Source organism: Amniculibacterium aquaticum, assembly GCF_003852705.1.
Lineage (GTDB): Bacteria > Bacteroidota > Bacteroidia > Flavobacteriales > Weeksellaceae > Amniculibacterium > Amniculibacterium aquaticum.
This window is the reverse complement of sequence record NZ_REFA01000033.1, coordinates 1-18,812: the sequence shown is the minus strand read 5'-3', so window position 1 is coordinate 18,812 and position 18,812 is coordinate 1. Positions and strand designations below refer to the sequence as shown.

The window sequence follows — 18,812 nt, the reverse complement described above, 5'->3', positions numbered from 1 at the left end:
GAACGCTTGGATAGATAGCTTTAAAGCGCTATTAATACGATATGAAACTAAAGAAAAACATTGGAGGGATTTTCATCTGCTCGCATTCTGTTGTATTTTGATTAGGAAACATTAAACAAGTTCGATGAATGAAAATTGATATTTTACAAAAACACAATCAAATAGTACTAAACGATTAAAAATTGAAACTTTTATGAAAAAAATAACTATACTCTTTAGTTTTTTAATTTCTACATTCGCTTTTTCACAAATTAAGATCATTGCTACCGATGAGCTGATTGAGGTGGGAAAAGACAATTCTGTAGGATTATTCAAAAGAGGCAACAAATATGTTTTCAACTACCAAGATGTAAATGCCGGGAATCTGAATACCATTCGTTCGTTTACCTTTGCGGATCTCAACAACGATATGGACACTTTTTACAAACTGATCATTGATGGATTGAATACCTTGCCCAAATCAGACATCACTTTGGAATTGCCAGAAGATATTTTGGAGTTGCATTTCGAGAAAAATTTTGGACAACCTACGGTACAATTTGTACAGTTCATCAATAAAAACAAAAAGTTTACCGGGAAATCGCAATTCCTAAATCGAAAACAAGTAGAAAAGATTTTTGGAAAAGCACCGGGTTCTTCCTTGGCATTAGGAAAAAGCGAAATCCCCGCCAGCAACACCAAGAAAACAAAGAAAAAAAGAAATTGATCACCCTATAAAACTCATCATTTTGATGAGTTTTTTATATTTTTGCAAAAATCCGACCACCATGTCTTTACAAATCATCAATCTAAATAAATATTTTGGAGAACAAAAAGCTCTAAACAACATCAATATCGAAATTAATGAAAATGAAATCATCGGGCTTTTGGGTCCGAATGGTGCAGGAAAATCGACTTTGATGAAATCCATCACCGGTACCTTAAAATTAGACAATGGACAGATTATTTTCAACGGAAAAGCCATTGACCAAAATGAGATTGATGCGAAAAAGAAAATAGGTTTTTTGCCGGAAAACAATCCTCTGTATTTGGAAATGTACATCCGAGAATACCTTCTTTTTGTTGCCAACATCCACAATATCCCTTCTAGCCGAGTGGATGAGGTGATAGAATTGGTAGGCATAACCCCTGAAAAATCCAAGAAAATATCCCAGCTTTCTAAAGGATACAAACAAAGGGTTGGACTGGCACAAGCCATCCTGCACGAACCGGACTTATTGATCTTGGACGAACCTACCAACGGCTTGGATCCCAATCAAATCTTAGAAATCCGAAATGTGATTAAAGAAATTGGACAAAAGAAAACGGTGATCCTTTCCACACACATCATGCAAGAGGTAGAGGCGCTCTGTTCTAGGGTGATCCTGATCCACAAAGGAACAATTTTGCAAGATTGTCCGATTGAAGAATTCAAAGGGAAATTTGACAGTTTAGAAGATGCTTTCTCTCATTATACCCAAGAAACGGCATCTGTATAATTCTGAAAATATTGATACAAATAATCTTCAAAAAAAAAGAGTTTGAACTTAATTTCAAACTCTTTTTTTTGTAGCAACAATCACTGTTAAAGCATCATGACACCTTCTATCTTCCCCACTTCTTTGTAGATAGAAATTACATGATCGGCATTCATCATAAAAGCATTGATGTTGGCTGAAGTATATTTACCATTCTTGCTTTCTCTATTGCTAAGACTGTGATGAATATCGTCAAACACTTTAAAAATTTCAGCTAATTTTTCCGGATTATTTTCCAAAATAAATTTGAACAAATAATCTTGTGGAAATTCATAATTGGCTTCCAATTTTTCTTTTAAAGATTGGTAAAAATCTTCAGGATTGTCGTATTTATTATTTTCTAAAACATTCATTATTTTTTATTTTTTATTAAAAGCACCCAAGATGCTGTCCTTATTGTCATTTTCATGCTTTTCGATGATGCTGAAAAGTCCGTTCACCAATTGTTCGGTAGCCATTTGTGACAGTCCCCCTTGTTTCAAATTGGTTTGGCTGTTGTTTCCCAAAAGCGACCCGAGCAAATTGTTTCCTGCAAGAGCGGTGTTAATGGTTTTTACAATACCAAATTCGTTTAATTTTTCATCCACTTTTGGCATAATAGCTGCTACCAATTGCTGAGACGATTTCTCTTTCAGAATCTGTGTAGCTGTAGTCCCGTTTACCATTCTTTCCATATCTTGAGCATTTAGGGAGTTCACAGCATTTTTGAGAATGGGTTCTGAGACATTTGCCGTGTACGATGCGGCTTGTGCAATGTACTCTTTTTCTTTAGCTACAAGATTGGGGGCTACTTTCTCCAACATTGAATTTATTTTCACCAAAGACGAAGGCATGGCTTTGTCTATGAGTCCATTTTTTAAAAAAGCATCTTTGTCTTTGAAAGTTGCCATTCCTTTGGAAATACCGCCCAGCAATACCTGTTTGATGATGGCAATACCCAAGGAAGATGTGGCGATAGTTGCACAAGATTGTACCGAAGCTCCGGCAACTGCAACCGCAACGGTTGCCATAATAACTGTTTTATTTCTCATAATTATTTTTAACTCATTAAAATTCTATGTCTTTTTGCACAAATCGTACCAAAACCATACTAGAACGGGTAGAAAAACGCAATGTTCCAAGTTGGCTTCAGAGGTTGTATCTTACTGAATCTCCACCTTTCGCCGACAGGTTGGTTGGGGTCGTGGATTTTATACGCCAAATCCAATCTGAAAGTAACATAAGCAAAATTAACTCTTAGACCTACGCCAGAACCGATACCCATTTGTTTGTAAAATTTATTAAACTTAAATTCGTCTCCAAAGCCGTTATCTTTCAAGCTCCAAATATTTCCCATATCGGTAAATATGGCACCCTCGTACATGGAATTGAACGGAATTCGATATTCGATATTGGTCGTTAGTTTTACATTGTCCATGATGTACGCTCTAACCGCTTCATTCAGTTGAGAATCGGCAGGACCCAAACCGCCAAACGGCAGCCAAGCACGAATATCGTTGGAGCCTCCGTTAAAATAAGACCTTACAAAAGGCATCGCCGTAGAGTTTCCGTACGGGATTCCCACCCCAATAAATTGTCGTAGTGCCAAGGTATTTTTCCCTTCGTTGAACGAAAAATATTTACGAACATCAAAATCAAATTTCACAAATTGAGAGAATGGAACATTAAAAATAGTCCTTTGCTCGTCAGTTGTCACGCCATGCTCTCTACCAGCAGGTTTTATGGCGGCTAATAAATTTCCTGCCAATTCGACTTTTGCATTCAGATAAAAAGGATTGTCGTATTCTTTTTTTCCAATTTCGTTATAGGTAAAATCGTATAAAATGGACGAAATAAGCACATCTTGTGTCAATCGATCTTTGTTGATAAGGGATTGTCTAAAGGAGTTCATTTGGTTGATTTGTCCTTCGGTCGTTAAAGTATTCTGATACGCTTGATCTTCAAAAATAGCTGCAGAAACTTCGTCCATGGTCAGCGAACCGTTTTCGTACAAAGTCTTTATGAAAGGATCGTACTGAAAATATTCATCAAAAACCTGAAGCCTGATCTGATTTTCATTGACATAATAATCGTAGTACTTGGTTTTGTTTTGGGTTAAACTCAGGAGGGTATTGAAAAGGGTAAGCTTGTGCACCACCCGATCGTTAACATTGGCAAAATATTGTAATCCCGCATTAAAGTTAATCCTGTCCATACCAATATTTTTCTGTACCGATGCTCCCAAATTAATGGCTGAAGTTGGCGAATATCGCTTCGGAATTAATTTGTAATACTTAAAAGGCAACAACAATCTAGGAAAATTCAAATTGGCTTGTGCCGAAATTTCATAGGCTAAAATTCTTGAGCTTGTATTTGCCGGATCTACAATACGACCAAAAACTCCGGTAACACTGGTGCTTAGATTTTCCATTCCGCCAAAAACATTTCGTGTGGTAAGATCTACAGATGGACTGACTGCAAAGCTAAGCATTTGTGAATAGTTGGCATCCAAACCGTATTTTCTTTCAAATTTCGGTAAGGGTTTCAACATATAGAACACATCAATAATTCCGTCATTTCCAGGAGCTCCCAAACCATCGTTTCTCAATGAATCTTTCGCTTTTATGATGCTAAAATTATTCATATTGAGCAGGTTTCTTTTTGTAAGATCCAGCATTTCCTGATCGTAACGATCCCCCGATTTCAAAGTAATTGACCTCCACAATGCTCTGTTTTTATACAAATGATCGACCTGATGAAAATTAATTCCCAGAAGGCTGTCTTTTTTGGTTTGATTTGGAAAATCTTTGGCTTTTTCTACAACTGCAACATCAATTTTGCCAATTTTTGCAATTTTATAGGGTGTATTTACAGAATCTTTTTTTATGAAAAGTGTTAACGGCACTTGCTTTCTGCTCTTGATGGAATCGGTAACAAAATAGATTTCTTCATTGCTGTGGTTGAATTTATAGAAGCCTTCATCCTTCATCAATTCGGTTATTCTTTTAGCTTCTTTTTCCAAATTGGCATGATCCAAGATGTCCCCTTTCTTTACTTTACTTTTATCATAATCCCTCTGATATACATTTTTAATATTTTCATCGGCAATGCTGTAATAGTAATCGTTGATGTAAGTAGGATCTTTGTGTTCGATTTCGTATCGGACTTTCGCTTTTTTATTTGCAGAATCTCTGTCTATTGTATAATTAACTTTTGCATCCCAATATCCATGGTTTCTCAATCTTTTTTGAAGAACTTCAACCGTTTTTTCGGTTTTATCCTGATCCAAGATCACAGGAGGTTGACCAGAATAAAAGAAACGATTCCAAAACAAGGACTTACCAACATATTCTGGGTGACCATTTTTAACAAACAACGAATCTCTAAGGTTCTGATTTCTCATTTGTTTTGGAAAAGACATGTACTGGCTCAGGATGGTATCGTACTTTGGATTGGTCATGTTGTACATCCAAAGCTGAAGAGGAAAAAGCATCAGTGCTTTTTTATTGTTTTTTTGAGAAATTGCACCTTCCAACTCGGAGCTAAAAAGCGATCCGTCTTTAAAATCCAATTGGTTGGAGGTAAGTAAATATTGACCTTCCGGAACTTTTTTAGTTGCGTTGCAGGCATAAAGAAACAAGAGAATACTTGCAAAAGAACCAAATATATAATATTTTTGAAAATATTTTTTGAAATGCTTACCGCTCATACAGTTAAAATTATACAGTCTTTAGACAAAAAGAAGTTCAGGCAAAAATACAATTTGTTTGTCGTTGAAGGCAATAAAAATATTAGAGAACTTTATCTATCCGATTATAAAATTAAAGAAATTTTTTCTATCAACCCAGAAGAATTGGATTTTCTACAGGTTCCAACTTATAAAATTGATGAAAAAGAACTGAGAAAAATTAGTTTTTTACAAAATCCCAAAGATTCCGTTGCGATTTGTGAACTGAAAGATCAAAATTTCAATGAAAATTGTACGGTCAATTTAGTTTTGGACGGGTTGCAAGACCCTGGAAATCTGGGCACCATCATCCGATTGGCCGATTGGTTCGGGATAGAACAGGTGGTGTGCAGCGAAGATACGGTAGATTATTACAACCCCAAAGTGATACAAGCCACCATGGGCTCTTTCACAAGAACCAATATTTGTTATTTGCCTTTGGAAAAGTTTTTGGGGGAAACTAAAAATATAAATTTGGGTACCGACATGGACGGTGAAATCATTTATAATTTCGATTTCCCGGAATGCATCAACATCATCATGGGTAATGAAGGCAACGGAATTAGGGAAAGCACAGAAAGGCTGTTGACTAAAAAAATTACCATCCCTAGATTTGGTAAGAAACAATCTACTGAGAGTTTGAATGTTTCTATGGCAACAGGAATTATTCTGGGGGAAATTTTTTCTAGAAAATAAGTATTATATCAGTTGCTCTAGACTACTGATGCTCTTATTTTTTTGGTATTCTTCTAGTTTTTTTATGGCATAACGAATGGCAATGGGTGCTACATAGACCAAGGCCAATCCAATGGCTTTTTTCTTCCAGTTAGAATTTTTCAGATTTTTTTGAGCATAATTTCCGATCATTGCCGTTATGGCCAACTTCACGCCTTCTTCAACCAAGCCGTTTTTAGACGCATTTCCTGCAATACTTAGCAATGCATTCTTGCTGATCATTCGGTCTTTAACCTCATTGGCAACTTCTTTTATGATGGCATCGGTTTTCAAAGAAATTCCAACATGACCTTCCTCGTCTGTGGATTCTTTCAAAAACTTGTCCGAATACCCATCCGTGAAGGCGCTTAGACTTTCTTTAGCGTTTTCAAACGAGATGAGTTCTTCCATTTCTTGTACTTCAGATCTCAGAGCTTCTTTTCTCTTTTTTATTTCTTCTAGACTGTTGTATTTCGCTCCCATGATTACTCGTTGATGAATTGAATGATTTTGTTGGCAATTGAATTTTTAATGGTGTTTTTCATCATCAAAACTATAAAAAACAATACAAGATAGATTGCGGCCACAATAAGAAACCCAATGGCATAACTTTCTACAAAAGTAGCCAATAAGAAGCCCAATCCGATATTAAACAAGATGAAAAAAAACAGAAGAACAACTGCTGCTAAAACAAAATATGTTGTTGCACCGGCAGTTAAAGCCGTTTTCTCAGTCGCTTCTAACTTTAATAATTCTGCTTTTTTGTGAGCATAATCTTTTAAAACATCCAGCATAATGGTAATTTATATATTACTAAAAAAGGAACTTTAAACCACAAAGTTCCTTTTATATTTTAACGATTTTATGAATGAATTATGATTTCATTCCTTCTAATTTTTTTTCCACATCTTTGGCCAAACTTGTAGCCGATTCTACAGCTTTGTCTTTATATTTGTCGTAGCTTTCTTTTACAGTATGTGCAGTTTCTTTAAATGTTGTTGAAATATGTCCGTACTGATCTTTCACTTTTTCAGAAACATCCGCATAACGATCTTTAGCAATTTCAGATACTTTTCCGTACTGATCAACTGCTTGATCTTTCAATTCTCCGGCTTTCTTTTTAAGTTTTTTTCTTGTTTCTTTACCTTCTTCCGGTGCATAGAGCATTCCTAAGATAACTCCAGCAGCAGCACCTGCTAATAAACCTGCTAAAACCCCTGCTAAATTATTTCCCTTCTTTGCCATTGTGTAATTTTTATGATTAATAAATGATGTTAAAAAACTTTTTATAAAGTTACAACAAACATACCATTTTCCAAAAAATAATAGTATTTTTTTAAACCTTTGAATCGAATTTTTGTTTGATGATGGAGAGCATCAATTCTATGGTTTGTTTTTTATCCATTTCACTATTATCGATCAAGATGGCATCGTCAGCTTGTTTTAAAGGTGCGATTTCTCTTTCGCTATCAATTTTATCCCGAGTGATTAAATTTTGCTTCACTTCTTCTTCATCCGCCTCAATGCCTAGAGTTTGCAATTCATGAAATCTTCTTTTTGTTCTTTCTTCAATACTGGCAGTTAGAAAAAATTTGATATCGGCATCCGGGAGGACCACGGTCCCAATATCTCGACCGTCCATAATGACACCTCCTTTTTTTGCTATAGCTCTTTGGGCTTCCAATAAAAACGATCTTACCTCTGCTTGTTTGGCAACATGACTTACCAAATCCGATACCGACGCCGTTCGTATTTCTGTAGAAATGTCCTGACCGTTGAGATAGAGCAACAATTCATTATCCACTTCTTTGAATTCTAAACGGATATCATCAAAACCATCGAACAATTTTTGCCAATGAATCTCTCCATCGGAAGTTCTACAATTTTCAGATGCATAATAGGCAATACCTCGATACAATGCTCCTGTATCCAAATGTATCAATCCCAATTTTTTGGCAATCACTTTGGATATTGAACTTTTTCCGGTCGAAGAATAACCGTCTATGGCAATTACAGGTTTTTTCATTCTGCAAAGTTCCTTATTTTTTTGGAATTTGAAGCTCCAAAAATCTTAAAAATTAATATTTATTTCCCGTTAGATCGTAGAGAATGCCTATCTGATTAAGATTGGAGGCGTTATGATATCGGGCATGGGTATAATCAAAACGGAAGGCACCAAATTTAAGACCAATACCCGCAGAAATTCCCGAGAAACTTCTTTGATCCAATACGGCAAGTTCATTGCCTCTTTTCACATTGTATCCCAATCTCAAATTAAAATTACGCTCCGGAAACAACTCGGCACCTATTGAAAAATGATCGAGAATTTTTCTAAAAAAACCGACTTCTTGACCGTTTATGGTGTATTGTGAAGATATGTTGAATTTTTGTAAATCGTGTGCTGTGATGGTAAAAGCCAAAGGAAACTTTGTCATCCTCCGGGTATAACCCAAATCAACAGAAAGGGGCAGCACTTCTCTTTCGCCGTTGTAGGGCTTAAACTGATATCCAAAATTTCTAAAAACCAAAGAAGCACTTTCGCCTCTTTTGTCTAAATGATAAGTTACACCAGCATTTCCGGAAACCGCCATAGAAGTAAATGTATCGATCTTGGATGTGATGAAATTAAGATTTCCACCAACGGTCCATTCGTCTTCAAACTGATAGGCATAACCGGCACCAATGGCAACATCCGAGGCTGAGAAAGTCCCCAATTCAAAACCACTTTCATCGGTTCTTATCAGATTTCCATAATCCATGTATCGAGCATGGATATTCAGCAGGTGTCCGTTTTCCATATCACGAACATAGGATACCGTTCCGTATTTAGAATCTGCAAGATACAATGCAGCATTCAAAGAAATTTTAGAATCCATTTCTTTATTCATCAACGACGGATTAACGGCTGCAAAAGCAGGATCATAATCGGCGATTGAAATGGCATTTCCACCCAAAGCAGCCTGCCTTGCGGATACGGGTGTGTTTAGGAAATTATATACCGTAGTACCCGTCTGTGCGAGTACCGCAACAGATGAAAGCAAGAGTGGTAATAGGATAATCTTTTTCAATGAATGGTGTATATCTATGCAAAAATAATTCTTTTTCGATGGTAGCAAAATTTTTAATAAAATAATTTTAGTTAATTGCTTTTCTACCTTTATTATTATGGACTAATGTTTATCTTTGCAAAAAAAGAAAAATCAGCTTTTAAGAACTGAATAACAACTCAACATTTTATATGAAATACAAAAGAATTCTTCTGAAATTAAGCGGTGAAGCCCTAATGGGTAACAGACAATACGGTATTGACAACGATAGACTGAAAGAATATGCCGATGAGATTAAAGTTGCCGTAGATAAAGGTTGCGAAATAGCAATCGTTATCGGAGGAGGAAACATCTTCCGTGGTGTTGCTGGTGCTGCTAAAGGCATGGACAGAGTGCAAGGAGATTATATGGGAATGTTGGCAACCGTTATCAATGCTATGGCATTGCAAGGTGCTTTGGAAGATGCGGGAATTAAAACCCGATTGCAAAGTGCAATCGAAATGGATAAAATTGCTGAACCCTTCATCAAAAGAAGAGCTGTAAGACATCTGGAAAAAGGAAGAGTTGTTATCTTTGGTGCCGGAACCGGAAACCCTTATTTTACAACTGACACTGCTGCTGTACTTAGAGCAATAGAAATAGATGCCGATGTTATCCTGAAAGGAACTCGTGTGGACGGAATCTACGATTGCGATCCGGAAAAAAATGAAAATGCAGTAAAATTCAACACCCTAACTTTTGATGAAGTTTACGACAAAGATCTAAAAGTAATGGACATGACGGCCTTTACACTTAGCCAAGAGAATAAACTTCCTATCCTGGTATTCGACATGAACAAGCCTGGAAACTTGGAAAGAATCATCGAAGGAGAAAACATCGGTACTTTGGTTAATATATAAAAAAGAAAAATATACTATGGAAGAATTATCATTAATTACCAACATGGTAAAGCAAGAAATGGATGCTGCCATCAAGCATTTGGATCATGCTTTTCAAAAAATTAGAGCAGGAAGAGCATCTACCTCTATGGTGCAAGATGTTATGGTGGAATATTACGGTGCTCCAACTCCACTGAACCAAGTGGCGAATGTTTCTGTACCGGATGCCATGACCATTTCCATACAACCTTGGGACAGAACGGCCATCAATGCAATTGAAAAAGCCATCGTCAATTCCAACTTAGGATTTGCACCTTCTAACAACGGAGACACCATCATCCTGAATGTACCTCCTTTGACTGAAGAAAGAAGAAGAGATCTTGCAAAACAAGCCAAAGGTGAAAGCGAACAAACTAAAGTCACTGTTAGAAACGCTAGACAAGACGGTATGAAAGAACTGAAAAAATTGGACGGAGTTTCTGAAGATCTCATTAAAAATACGGAAGAGGAAATCCAACAATTGACCGACAAATATGTTAAAATGTGCGATGAGCATTTGAAGGTTAAAGAAGCCGACATCTTGAAAGTTTAATACCAGCATCACCTCATAAAAAAAAAAAAACTACTGTAACGCGATTTTACAGTAGTTTTTTTTATGTATTTATTGAAGTCGTCTAGGCAGAGAACTTTCTTTTTCTTACCCAAAAGAAAACAGTACCTAAAACAGCCAAAATGCCTAGTGGCAGAAGCAAATTGAACCATTGCCAATTGTTTCTGTTTTCATCGATAGCCTGTCTGTCCAAAAGTCGGGCTTCAATATTTCTATTTCTCAACTGCATCAGGTTGCTATCGTCCAAAAGATAGTCCAAAGCATTTCTTAAAAACTGCTCGTTACCGAATTGTTGATTGGTCAAAATATCCATTCCCAACGGAAGAGGCTCACCTTTGAAGGTTTTGTTTCTTCCCACATCACCATCGGCAATTACGATCATCTTATTTTCAGGACTTTGAGCCTTAAACCCGGGAATGTTATTTTTCTCGCTTCTATTGGCATAAGCCGAAGAAAATTTACCCTCCAAAGAAACTGCAAATATTTTGGGTGTCGATGGTTTTTCGTTCTGTCCAAGGCTATCCACAGTTGTTATCTCTTTCAGATCCACATAGTTGGGGACTTGTTTTAGCAAAGTCTTCGCACTGGATTCGTAAAGTACATTGGTTTTGATGCCTTTTCTACCTAAAGTATCGATGGAAGTTGGAAATTCGAACTTTACCGGATTGATGTTTTTGGTAATCGGGTTGTTATTTTCTGCAATTCCTAAGGGAAAATATGGCCAAGGCAAAGAAGTGTATTGATTGTTGCCACCGACCTGTCCGGTTACCAGTCTAATCATCGCTGGTTTTTGGACATCTTTTACCAAAGCAGGGTTAATCCTCACTCCATAATTAAAGAAAAAATCCGTCATGTTGTTATCGACAGGATAAGCCATAATTTTATTGGATCGTGTCAGGGTATCCATTTCAGCATTCACAGCATCAATCATCCAAAGGGTTTTTCCACCGTTCATGATGTACTGGTCCAAGACCATTTTCTCGGTATCGGTAAAGGATTTTCTCGGTTTGGCAATCACCAAAGCCTGAGTTCTTTTCAGATTGGGCAGATCGGTGATGGTCAGGTCGGTATTGTTTTCCGGAATGATGGGGAAAATTTTATAATTCTCCGATGCCATTCTCATAAACCCATCAAATTCATCAGGTCTTAACTCATCGTGGTTGATGATCACTCCAATGTTTTTCTTCTGATCCAAAACCAAGGATTTGATGTTGGAAACCAAGTTGTACTCCAAATTTTCTACCGACTTCACCAACTGATCGGTAGAGCTGAGTCCTTGTTGCTCTACCACCAACGGAATCGAGGCCCCTTGATTGTTGTACTTGATAACGGCATAGGGATACAGAATAATTTCCGAAGTTTTTCCGTTTTTGAAATCGGCCAACATCGATGGTTGCATTCCCATTGCCATCAGTGTATCTCTGGACATCTTGGTCTTGATGGGGTCGATGAATTTGAAATCGATTTTGGAATTTACCCTACGAAATTCTTCCAACATAAATTTGGTTTCGCCTTGCAATTGTTTAAAACTTGCAGGAAAATCGCCTTCTAAGTAAACATCGACGGTTAAGGGTTTCTTTACCGATTCTAAAACTTTTATGGTATTTTCGGACAAGGTATATCTTTTTTCTTGGGTAAGATCCAGACGGAATTTGAAAATTCCCAGTACCCCCAAAACCAAAAGAGCAATAAGTGCTATAAATATATATTTCTGTTTATTCATTCTATCAAAATTATATTTTGAAAATCATTTTTGTTAAACAATTATTTCTTTTTCTGAACAAAATAAGTGGACAATCCGAGAGCCACAACCATGACCAAAATAAAATAGAAAACATCTCTACTGTCCACCAAACCTCTGGAAAAAGCCAAGAAATGTTGGTAAAAACCAAGGTTTTGAAGGATAAAATCGGCGCCACCCAAAAGTTTATAACTTGCCAATTGTTCAATACCAAAATACAGAATAAAACACATGAAAACCCCCAACAAATAAGCCATAATTTGGTTGGATGAAAGGGATGATGCCAGCATTCCGATGGAGGTCATGGCTCCAATTAAAAGCATCAAACCAAAATAGCTGCCCAATGTTGCGCCTGTATCCATATTACCTCTCGGCACTCCCAGTACAAAAATAGTGTAGAAATAGACCAAAGACGGAATTAGACACAACACTCCGATGAACCACACGGAAAAAAATTTGCCTAAAATAATATCTTTGATTTTTAGAGGCTGCGAAAACAGCCAATACAGTGTACCGTTTTGTTGTTCTTCGGCAATGGTCTTCATGGACAAAGCCGGAATTATGAACATCAAAATCCAAGGAACTAATGAAAAATAGCTTTGCATGGAGGCCATTCCGATGTCGAAAATATTGTAATTGTTTTCGAAGAAAAACAGAAAAAGCGTAGTAATCAAAGAAAATGCTCCGATGATTACCCAAGCACTCCAATTACCGAAATAACTCCAAAGTTCTTTTTTAAATAGTGCTAACATAGTTTATATCAATCTTTTAAGATGAAATCTTTTTTTTTAGATCGCTCCTACGGAGCTTTTTTGTATTAAATGGTTGTAAAACAATCCATTTACTTTTTATTTTTATTTACCATTTTCACGGTGAGCATGATAAGCGTTACAATGCCTACAAATCCCAAAATCAATTGCCACCAATGGCTGATCACTTCTTGTTTTAAGATTACGGTAAAAACCACCAAAAATAAAATAAAAGTTGCAATTTCATTGGCTTGTCTCAGTTTGATATTGGCGATAGGAATGTCTTTATTGTGCAAATTCTTCAGTTGATTTACTTTTTTCCAACACCAAAAATGATAGGCTGCCAAACCGAGTAGAAACAACAACTTTAGGTGAAACCAAGGCGATTTCATCAACCCGGAATTCAGAAAAATCATTACCAAACCACAGATCAACATAATTAGTCCGGCAGGAACGGTAATGATGTTCCACAGTCTTCTCGACATATAGACATACTGCTCTCTCAGGATTTGTTTTTTATTTTCGTCGAAATCATCCGTATCTTTATAATATACAAACAACCGAACGAGATAGAAAATCCCGGCAAAATACGAAACCATAAAAATAATATGAATGGCTTTTATGATGACATACAACATCCTAAACTTTAGATTTTATTAAAGAAATACTGTCTATTTTTTTCCCCTGATTGTATTTTTTTATATACAACAACTTGCCATTTTCATTGTAATATTTCCAATCTCCATAGTAGTACCAATGGCTTCCAATTTCGTTAACATCCATTCTTGATTGTCCTTTCTCTTTCATGTTGCCATTTGGATAATAAGTTTTGGTTTTGGTAATGTTTTTTCGATATCTCTCTTTTTGATAAAGTGTATTTTCGTGTGTCGATTTCCAAGTACCTACCCGAACTCCTTTCTTGTATTTTCCTTTCTCTATCAAATCTCCAATGTCTGCAGATGAATTTTCCACCCAAAAACCATGTCTTTGTTGTTCATTTTTTCCGACTTTAATGTATTGGTTGGGTCTTGTTGTACAAGAAACAAAAATAATAAAGCACAATACCAAGGTGGATATTTTATACATAAGTAATCAAGAAAAGGATTTTATAAATAGAAATAGAATCTGTACTATTCTACAGATTCTACTTCGTATATTGTATTTTAAGAAATAACATTCAGTTCTTTACCCACTTTTTCGAATGCAGCAATGGCTTTATCCAAATGAGCTTTGGTGTGTGCAGCAGAAAGCTGAACTCTAATTCTCGCTTTTCCTTTTGGCACCACAGGATAGAAGAATCCAATTACATAGATGCCTTCATCCATCAGCTTTTCGGCCATTTTCTGAGCCAAAGGTGCATCGTACAACATGACAGGGACTATGGCTGCATCTCCATCCGGGATATCAAAACCTTTGGCTTTCATTTCGGTACGGAAATAGTTTGCATTTTCAATCACCTGATCTCTTAGAGAAGTATCCTGAGAAATCATATCCAAAACTTCCAAAGCAGCACCTACAATACCCGGAGCCAAAGAATTGGAGAACAAATACGGTCTGGATCTCTGTCTAAGCATATCGATAATTTCTTTTTTACCGGAGGTAAATCCGCCCAAAGCACCACCCAAAGCTTTTCCTAAAGTAGAGGTGATGATGTCTACCCTACCCATCACATCATTGGCTTCGTGCGTACCACGACCGGTTTTCCCGATAAATCCGGTGGCATGAGAGTCATCGACCATAACCAAAGCATCGTATTTCTCTGCCAAATCGCAAACGCCTTTTAGGTTGGCAACAATACCGTCCATGGAAAATACGCCATCGGTAACGATGATTTTGAAACGGTGTTCTTTTTTAGAAGCTTCGATCAACTGAGCTTCCAAATCGGCCATGTTGTTATTTTTGTAGCGGTATCTTGCAGCTTTACACAACCTTACTCCATCGATGATGGATGCATGGTTGAGCTCGTCAGAAATAATGGCATCTTGTTCGGTAAACAAAGGTTCGAAAACCCCTCCGTTGGCATCAAAAGCGGCTGCATAAAGTATGGTATCTTCTAAGCCTAAGAATTGTGCAATTTTTTGTTCCAACTCTTTATGGATATCTTGTGTACCACAAATAAATCTTACCGAAGACATGCCGTAACCGTGACTGGCAATCATGTCTTGGGAAGCCTTCATCACTTGAGGATGGTTGGAAAGCCCCAAATAGTTATTGGCGCAAAAATTCAATAATTTTTTCCCATTGGCTTCTATTTCGGCACTTTGCTGAGAGGTAATGATTCTTTCTCTTTTGAAAAGTCCGTCGTTTTCAATGTTTTGAAGTTCGTTTTGTAGATGTTGTAGATACTTTGGAGAAATCATGTTTTGTACTTATTTTAAAGGGGCTAATTTAAGGAAAAAAGTGGTTATTTTGATTTAAAAATCCCTTCTAAAATATAAAAAACACAAAAGCAATGCAGATGTGTTTTTTAAATTATACTTGGATAAGAAAAACCAATCATTTGCGAGTGATAGTTGGTAATACTTGATAATTCTTTATCAAAACAATTGCATCATTTTTTAACGAATACAAATTATTTAAAAATTACAGTTTTAAAAATAAACTTTAATACCTGCGGTGATGTATCCATGCAGCGCGGTAATTGCCGACTCTTCTGTCCCCAACAAACTCACCGAACTGTTGATGTATCTAAAGTTATTTAAATTTAAAACATTGTTAAACAATAAATTATACTCTAAAAAAGAATTGGTTTTTCTGTACGAAACCTGCCCACCCAATAGAAAATTATACAAGGAATTGTGTCCTGTTTTTTGAATAAGGTATTCACCCAAAATATTTCCCAGCCATTCATTTTTATAATGCGCTCGCAAACCCAATGACAATTTGATATTTTGAAGAGATGAAGATGTATTGTAAAGACTTTGGTTGAAAAAAGATTTAGACAACGAATATCCAAAATCAAACTGTATGGGGAAATTCTTAAATTTTGTTGAAGCTTTCTGACCGATTTCCAAATTCTTCATGCTCGTTTCGTTGTATTGTTGGTTGATGAAGTTGTTGGTTCTAGCCAACATTGCTGTAAGTTTGGACTTTAAGATAAAATATTCTCCAATTCTTCTATCGTCCGAATACAAAAGAAACCATCGATCGTTCAGGGTACCCAGTACATTATAAACTTGTGAAAATGCTCCAAAATTGGTTACATCTTTAGTAATATTCGTATTTCCTTTTTCATACATTAAGACTGAAAAAATATGACTTCCTTTGTTTAGGTTAAATCGAATAAAGGTGAACTTAAAAGCATCGCTGTTAATAAAAGTTTCTGGAAATATCGAAAGATTCTGAGTGTAGGAAAAACTTCGACTGTAATTTTTATCATACAAAAGATCTAAAAAATCCGGAATTTTATACCGATTGAGGTATTCTAAACCAAAATTCATTGCTGCTTTTGTATTAAGCTTATACTGTACTTTAAAGGTCTTATCCAAATACGATTTTTGAGTTTGGTTAAAATGCAGATAATGTGAACTTAAAGAGGCCGACAAATCGAAACTACCCAAATATTTTTGAACAAAAATCTCATTAACAAAATCATGAGTTTTCAACGATTTCACTTCCGATTCGTTGGTATAAAATTCTGATAAATGGGCATCATCCTTTTTAAAAGAATACCCGGATCTGAAGTTGATGGTCGCAAAACTAAAATTGTTTTTCAGGTTGATATCAAACGCATATTTTTCGGAATCCGTATCCAGAATTTGGTGCAAATTGTTGTATGGACTTCCAAACAAAAGTTCAGAAGATTGCATGTCCAAAACGGAGGTATTCTTTGTTTTTAATTGTGTAAATGAAATATTGAACCTTGAAATGGAGTACTTTTTACTCCAAGAAATAAAATTATGTACTGTGCTGTTTTTTATTTTATTTTCCAATTCATAAAATGAGTTTTTTTGAAAAAGATTTCTATCTATATTTTGTTGAAAATGATCTTCTGACGGGTTGTATCCGAAACTATAATACAAATAACTTTTATCTCTAAACATTTTTTTTACTTTCAATTGTGTGGTTCCAAAAAAACCTTTGTTATCTTCGTTTCTGTTTTCAAAAAAATTATACGAAGTGGGTTGCTCAGGGAAAGCAATTCGGCTCATGGTGAGCCATTTTTCTAACTGTGTCGTATTGAAAATTGAAAATGCCGATACAGAAAAGTTTTTCCCGGATTTGGAATATTGCAACGCACCAAATTGGTTGTTTTTTTCTTTAACCTTACCGTCGTTGTTCAGAAATGAAGGAGTGGCAAAACGCACAATACCATTGGTATTGTCTACATCATCGTGTTGGTTCATTTCATAAAAATCAGTAGTCCCAATCGGATCTTTTGCTATGGAATTGGCATCGGCAATTAATGCCAAATTTCCTGATTTATTAAATCTAAAAAGATTGGCGTGGGTGAGATAGGAGTTTTTGTTACCGTAATAGACTTCGGTATTTCCTGTGATTTTGCCTTTGTATTCGTTTTTTAGTTTTAGGTTTAACGCTGTGGATTGACTACCGCTGATGGTGGTATAATTTTGCCAAAAATCTACCCCATCGATCATGTCTGCACTGATGTTTTTGGTTGCCATTTTATGATTTTTACCAAAAAATTCATTACCATCAACCAAGACCTGGCCTACGACATTTCCATTTCTGGTTACCTTTCCGTTATCGTCCACATCCAAACCCGGTAATTTGCGCACCAAATCTTCTACTGTTCGTTCTGTACCGTCTTTTATGGCCTTTAGATTATAGGAAATGGTATCTTCTTTTAGAAATGCAATTTTGGGTCTGGTTTTAATTTTAACTTCCTGTATTTCGGTGATTTGAGATTCTAAAATTATTTCAAAATTGGTTTTTTCGTCTGGATTGATCTTTACAACTGTGGTTTTGTAAAGCATTGAGGTTAATTTTAGCGTAAACTCCCCTTTCTCTTTGATGGTGAAATTGCAAATTCCAATTTCATTGGTGGTTTTAAAATCTAATGTTTTGTTGTTTTTCAACAATTGTACATTGATGTTGGAAAGTTTATTTTTCTCTTTGTTAATGACATTCACGCTAATATTTTGCCCATAAAATAATTGCAAAATAAAAAGAAAAAAGAATAAAACTTGGAGTTTCATTCGGAGATTTATACAATTCAAAATGTTCAATTTCATTATTTATTTCTGATGACATCCATCATTTTATCGGCTTTTTGCTTGCTATGATTTAACATATTTTCTCGGGCTTCGGCATTTTTTTTCTTTAATTCTTCTCCCTGATAGATTTTCAATTTAGGATCCATCTTTTTCATTTCTTTTTTATCAAAATTCTTAGATACACTTGTAGCATAACTCAATTGATTTTTAGATTCTACTTTGAGTATCAAACCGGGAGTTCCGTAATAGTTATATGGCCCTGCAGAAATTGGAATTTCTTCTGTGTACCATACTTTTGTTGAATTATCACCAATTTTGTACAACGCTAATTTGCAGGTGTAGTTTTCAATAACTTGGGTTTCATCCGTATATTCTAAACTAACATTATCCATTGGATAATATGCGTAAAACTCTTCATCGATAAAATCATTCAATCTAAAATATCCTTTTTTGTCTTTTATACGGAAATACTCTATTTCCTGAGATAATGATGAAGATTTTTCTCTTAAATTTTTATAAAAGAAACTATCCCCTTTTTCGTAGATCAAAGAACTTGTTTAAAGTAAAAAAATCGATAAACACCTTTAAAAAAAGGCGTTAATTATTTGTTTAAAAGACTGGTATTCAGTATATTAGAGGAAAAATAACTACAAATTTCTCTATGCAAAAGAAT

At 35.7% G+C, this 18,812-nt stretch carries 20 protein-coding genes; 5 read left to right on the top strand and 15 right to left on the bottom strand.

Annotation, left to right across the window (positions count from 1 at the left end):
* Nucleotides 1-193: 193 nt before the first annotated feature.
* Both EIY84_RS10890 and EIY84_RS10885 read left to right on the top strand, forming a co-directional pair.
* A complete protein-coding gene (locus EIY84_RS10890; protein WP_124643100.1) occupies nt 194-706 on the top strand; it encodes a hypothetical protein in 513 nt (170 codons plus the stop codon).
* A gap of 61 nt (nt 707-767) precedes the next feature.
* Entirely contained in the window at nt 768-1,478 is a 711-nt protein-coding gene (locus EIY84_RS10885) for an ATP-binding cassette domain-containing protein (protein WP_124643102.1), read from the top strand.
* Nucleotides 1,479-1,564: 86 nt separating this feature from the next.
* Here the strand turns inward: EIY84_RS10885 and EIY84_RS10880 are convergent, their stop codons facing one another.
* Genes EIY84_RS10880 through tamL form a run of 3 tightly spaced genes read right to left on the bottom strand, consistent with a single transcriptional unit; the run spans nt 1,565 to nt 5,205 of the window.
* Complete coding sequence (locus EIY84_RS10880; protein WP_124643098.1) at nt 1,565-1,870, bottom strand: DUF493 domain-containing protein; 306 nt, start codon at nt 1,868-1,870, stop codon at nt 1,565-1,567.
* A 6-nt stretch (nt 1,871-1,876) separates the two neighbouring features.
* Nucleotides 1,877-2,548: a DUF4197 family protein gene (locus EIY84_RS10875; RefSeq protein WP_124643096.1), complete on the bottom strand. Its 672-nt coding sequence runs from the start codon at nt 2,546-2,548 to the stop codon at nt 1,877-1,879.
* A gap of 59 nt (nt 2,549-2,607) precedes the next feature.
* Nucleotides 2,608-5,205, bottom strand: a complete 2,598-nt coding sequence (gene tamL, locus EIY84_RS10870) for a translocation and assembly module lipoprotein TamL (protein WP_124643094.1) — start codon at nt 5,203-5,205, stop codon at nt 2,608-2,610.
* Here tamL and EIY84_RS10865 point away from each other — a divergent pair.
* Nucleotides 5,191-5,919: an RNA methyltransferase gene (locus EIY84_RS10865; protein WP_124643092.1), complete on the top strand. Its 729-nt coding sequence runs from the start codon at nt 5,191-5,193 to the stop codon at nt 5,917-5,919. The two genes, tamL and EIY84_RS10865, sit on opposite strands and share 15 nt — an antisense overlap.
* 3 nt (nt 5,920-5,922) lie before the next feature.
* On the opposite strand, the gene EIY84_RS10860 is transcribed toward EIY84_RS10865, so the two are convergent.
* The 5 genes from EIY84_RS10860 to porQ all read right to left on the bottom strand — a co-directional run bounded on the left by EIY84_RS10860 (nt 5,923) and on the right by porQ (nt 9,005).
* Nucleotides 5,923-6,420 (bottom strand): phosphoribosyl-ATP pyrophosphatase, encoded by a 498-nt coding sequence (locus tag EIY84_RS10860; protein WP_124643090.1) that lies wholly within the window; start codon nt 6,418-6,420, stop codon nt 5,923-5,925.
* Between the two features lie 2 nt (nt 6,421-6,422).
* Entirely contained in the window at nt 6,423-6,731 is a 309-nt protein-coding gene (locus EIY84_RS10855; RefSeq protein ID WP_124643088.1) for a phage holin family protein, read from the bottom strand.
* A 79-nt stretch (nt 6,732-6,810) separates the two neighbouring features.
* Nucleotides 6,811-7,182, bottom strand: coding sequence for a YtxH domain-containing protein (locus EIY84_RS10850; RefSeq protein ID WP_124643086.1), 372 nt, complete (start codon nt 7,180-7,182; stop codon nt 6,811-6,813).
* Nucleotides 7,183-7,273: 91 nt separating this feature from the next.
* Nucleotides 7,274-7,963, bottom strand: a complete 690-nt coding sequence (cmk, locus tag EIY84_RS10845) for a (d)CMP kinase (RefSeq protein ID WP_124643084.1) — start codon at nt 7,961-7,963, stop codon at nt 7,274-7,276.
* 52 nt (nt 7,964-8,015) lie between these two features.
* Nucleotides 8,016-9,005, bottom strand: a complete 990-nt coding sequence (porQ, locus tag EIY84_RS10840; RefSeq protein ID WP_124643082.1) for a type IX secretion system protein PorQ — start codon at nt 9,003-9,005, stop codon at nt 8,016-8,018.
* 170 nt (nt 9,006-9,175) lie between these two features.
* On the opposite strand from porQ, the gene pyrH reads away from it, so the two are divergent.
* Both pyrH and frr read left to right on the top strand, forming a co-directional pair.
* Nucleotides 9,176-9,883 (top strand): UMP kinase, encoded by a 708-nt coding sequence (gene pyrH, locus EIY84_RS10835; RefSeq protein WP_124643079.1) that lies wholly within the window; start codon nt 9,176-9,178, stop codon nt 9,881-9,883.
* A 16-nt stretch (nt 9,884-9,899) separates the two neighbouring features.
* Entirely contained in the window at nt 9,900-10,454 is a 555-nt protein-coding gene (frr, locus tag EIY84_RS10830; protein WP_124643077.1) for a ribosome recycling factor, read from the top strand.
* Between the two features lie 82 nt (nt 10,455-10,536).
* On the opposite strand, the gene gldG is transcribed toward frr, so the two are convergent.
* From gldG to EIY84_RS10795, 7 genes are all read right to left on the bottom strand, one after another.
* Nucleotides 10,537-12,195: a gliding motility-associated ABC transporter substrate-binding protein GldG gene (gene gldG, locus EIY84_RS10825; RefSeq protein ID WP_124643075.1), complete on the bottom strand. Its 1,659-nt coding sequence runs from the start codon at nt 12,193-12,195 to the stop codon at nt 10,537-10,539.
* Between the two features lie 41 nt (nt 12,196-12,236).
* Entirely contained in the window at nt 12,237-12,965 is a 729-nt protein-coding gene (locus EIY84_RS10820) for an ABC transporter permease (RefSeq protein WP_124643073.1), read from the bottom strand.
* An 89-nt stretch (nt 12,966-13,054) separates the two neighbouring features.
* Nucleotides 13,055-13,600 (bottom strand): CopD family protein, encoded by a 546-nt coding sequence (locus tag EIY84_RS10815; RefSeq protein WP_124643071.1) that lies wholly within the window; start codon nt 13,598-13,600, stop codon nt 13,055-13,057.
* Nucleotide 13,601: 1 nt separating this feature from the next.
* A complete protein-coding gene (locus EIY84_RS10810; protein ID WP_124643069.1) occupies nt 13,602-14,048 on the bottom strand; it encodes a toxin-antitoxin system YwqK family antitoxin in 447 nt (148 codons plus the stop codon).
* Between the two features lie 77 nt (nt 14,049-14,125).
* On the bottom strand, nt 14,126-15,322 hold the full coding sequence (gene kbl / locus EIY84_RS10805; RefSeq protein WP_124643067.1) for a glycine C-acetyltransferase: 1,197 nt from the start codon (nt 15,320-15,322) through the stop codon (nt 14,126-14,128).
* A gap of 231 nt (nt 15,323-15,553) precedes the next feature.
* Nucleotides 15,554-18,055: a peptidase associated/transthyretin-like domain-containing protein gene (locus EIY84_RS10800; protein ID WP_124643065.1), complete on the bottom strand. Its 2,502-nt coding sequence runs from the start codon at nt 18,053-18,055 to the stop codon at nt 15,554-15,556.
* 101 nt (nt 18,056-18,156) lie between these two features.
* Nucleotides 18,157-18,687, bottom strand: a complete 531-nt coding sequence (locus EIY84_RS10795; RefSeq protein WP_124643063.1) for a GLPGLI family protein — start codon at nt 18,685-18,687, stop codon at nt 18,157-18,159.
* Between the last annotated feature and the right edge of the window lie 125 nt (nt 18,688-18,812).

Excerpts from the sequence above, each read along its gene's own strand:
- EIY84_RS10860 (WP_124643090.1), bottom strand. The coding sequence starts at position 6,420 with ATGGGAGCGAAATACAACAGTCTAGAAGAAATAAAAAAGAGAAAAGAA.
- pyrH (WP_124643079.1), top strand. The coding sequence starts at position 9,176 with ATGAAATACAAAAGAATTCTTCTGAAATTAAGCGGTGAAGCCCTAATG.
- gldG (WP_124643075.1), bottom strand. The coding sequence starts at position 12,195 with ATGAATAAACAGAAATATATATTTATAGCACTTATTGCTCTTTTGGTT.
- EIY84_RS10875 (WP_124643096.1), bottom strand. The coding sequence starts at position 2,548 with ATGAGAAATAAAACAGTTATTATGGCAACCGTTGCGGTTGCAGTTGCC.
- kbl (WP_124643067.1), bottom strand. The coding sequence starts at position 15,322 with ATGATTTCTCCAAAGTATCTACAACATCTACAAAACGAACTTCAAAAC.
- tamL (WP_124643094.1), bottom strand. The coding sequence starts at position 5,205 with ATGAGCGGTAAGCATTTCAAAAAATATTTTCAAAAATATTATATATTT.
- EIY84_RS10855 (WP_124643088.1), bottom strand. The coding sequence starts at position 6,731 with ATGCTGGATGTTTTAAAAGATTATGCTCACAAAAAAGCAGAATTATTA.
- EIY84_RS10850 (WP_124643086.1), bottom strand. The coding sequence starts at position 7,182 with ATGGCAAAGAAGGGAAATAATTTAGCAGGGGTTTTAGCAGGTTTATTA.
- EIY84_RS10810 (WP_124643069.1), bottom strand. The coding sequence starts at position 14,048 with ATGTATAAAATATCCACCTTGGTATTGTGCTTTATTATTTTTGTTTCT.
- EIY84_RS10820 (WP_124643073.1), bottom strand. The coding sequence starts at position 12,965 with ATGTTAGCACTATTTAAAAAAGAACTTTGGAGTTATTTCGGTAATTGG.
- EIY84_RS10885 (WP_124643102.1), top strand. The coding sequence starts at position 768 with ATGTCTTTACAAATCATCAATCTAAATAAATATTTTGGAGAACAAAAA.
- EIY84_RS10880 (WP_124643098.1), bottom strand. The coding sequence starts at position 1,870 with ATGAATGTTTTAGAAAATAATAAATACGACAATCCTGAAGATTTTTAC.
- frr (WP_124643077.1), top strand. The coding sequence starts at position 9,900 with ATGGAAGAATTATCATTAATTACCAACATGGTAAAGCAAGAAATGGAT.
- EIY84_RS10815 (WP_124643071.1), bottom strand. The coding sequence starts at position 13,600 with ATGTTGTATGTCATCATAAAAGCCATTCATATTATTTTTATGGTTTCG.
- EIY84_RS10890 (WP_124643100.1), top strand. The coding sequence starts at position 194 with ATGAAAAAAATAACTATACTCTTTAGTTTTTTAATTTCTACATTCGCT.
- cmk (WP_124643084.1), bottom strand. The coding sequence starts at position 7,963 with ATGAAAAAACCTGTAATTGCCATAGACGGTTATTCTTCGACCGGAAAA.
- EIY84_RS10865 (WP_124643092.1), top strand. The coding sequence starts at position 5,191 with ATGCTTACCGCTCATACAGTTAAAATTATACAGTCTTTAGACAAAAAG.